This window comes from Devosia sp. MC532 (assembly GCF_016461625.1).
Lineage (GTDB): Bacteria > Pseudomonadota > Alphaproteobacteria > Rhizobiales > Devosiaceae > Devosia.
In genome coordinates, this window is the sequence record NZ_JAEMNZ010000028.1 from 1 (window position 1) to 1,097 (window position 1,097).

Consider the following 1,097-nt stretch of genomic DNA (forward strand, 5'->3'; position numbering starts at 1 on the left):
ATTCATGAGCGATATCGGCGGTTTGTTGCCGATGGCGCTGTGTGGGCGGACCTCGTTGTAGTCCTTACGCCATTCCTCCATCTTTGCCCGTGCGTCGTCAAGGCTCAGGAACCAGTGCGCGTTCAGGCATTCGGCCCTGAACTTGCCATTGAAGCTTTCAATGAAGGCATTATCCGTTGGCTTGCCGGGCCGACTGAAGTCAAGCACGACGCCCTTCTGATAGGCCCACAGGTCGAGGTCCTTGGACACAAACTCGGAGCCCTGATCGACCCGGATCGACTGCGGATAGCCAATCTGGGCACAGACCTTTTCCAGAGCCAAAACCACGTCCTCACCACGATAGCTGAACCGCGGATCCGTCGCTGGCGAGAAGCGAGACCATGTGTCCACGATGGTCAGAATACGCAACTTGCGGCCGGTCACCAGCTGGTCGTGAACAAAGTCCATGGCCCAGACTTGGTTGGTTGTGGTCGCCGGGGAGCGATCCGCGCGCAGCTTGGCTTTGACCCGGCGCTTGGGCACCTTGTTGCGCAGTTGAAGATTCATCTCTTTGTAAAGGCGATAGATTCTTTTGGCGTTCACGTCCCAACCCTCCCGCCGCAACAGAACATGCACACGGCGGTATCCGTACCGCACGCGCGCCTCGCAGATATGTTTGATCCTAAGCTTCAAAGCGGCCTGATCGCCACGCTTGCCCTTGTAGTGATACAGAGACCTCTCGATCCGCAACGCACCGCATACGGTCCGGATCGAGGCATTCCAGGTCTGGCGTACCTCATCGACAAGGGCGCGTTTGCGAGCAGGCCCTAGAGCTTTTTTGAAAGCACATCCTGCAGCATGGCCTTGTCCAAGCTCAGGTCGGCAACGAGGCGCTTGAGCTTGCCGTTCTCCTCCTCGAGTTGGCGCAAGCGCTTCACCTCAGAGGGCATCAGCCCGGCATAGCGCTTACGCCAATTATAAAACGTGGCTTCAGCAAGTCCGGCCTTCCGGCAAACCTCGGCCACCGGCGTACCGTCTTCCGCCTGCTTCAAAATGAACGCGATCTGCGCCTCGGTAAACTTGGACGTCTTCATCGAAATCTCCATATCCCGACCAAG

At 57.7% G+C, this 1,097-nt stretch carries 1 protein-coding gene; it reads right to left on the reverse strand.

What is annotated here, in order from left to right:
- Nucleotides 1–1,073 (reverse strand): IS3 family transposase gene (locus JHC09_RS16790; protein ID WP_199532917.1). Its coding sequence is split into 2 segments (ribosomal slippage), with 1,074 coding nucleotides annotated over them: nt 1–821 and nt 821–1,073; the frame shifts between segments, so codons are not numbered across the junction. This gene is flagged as partial in the annotation.
- Nucleotides 1,074–1,097: the final 24 nt, after the last annotated feature.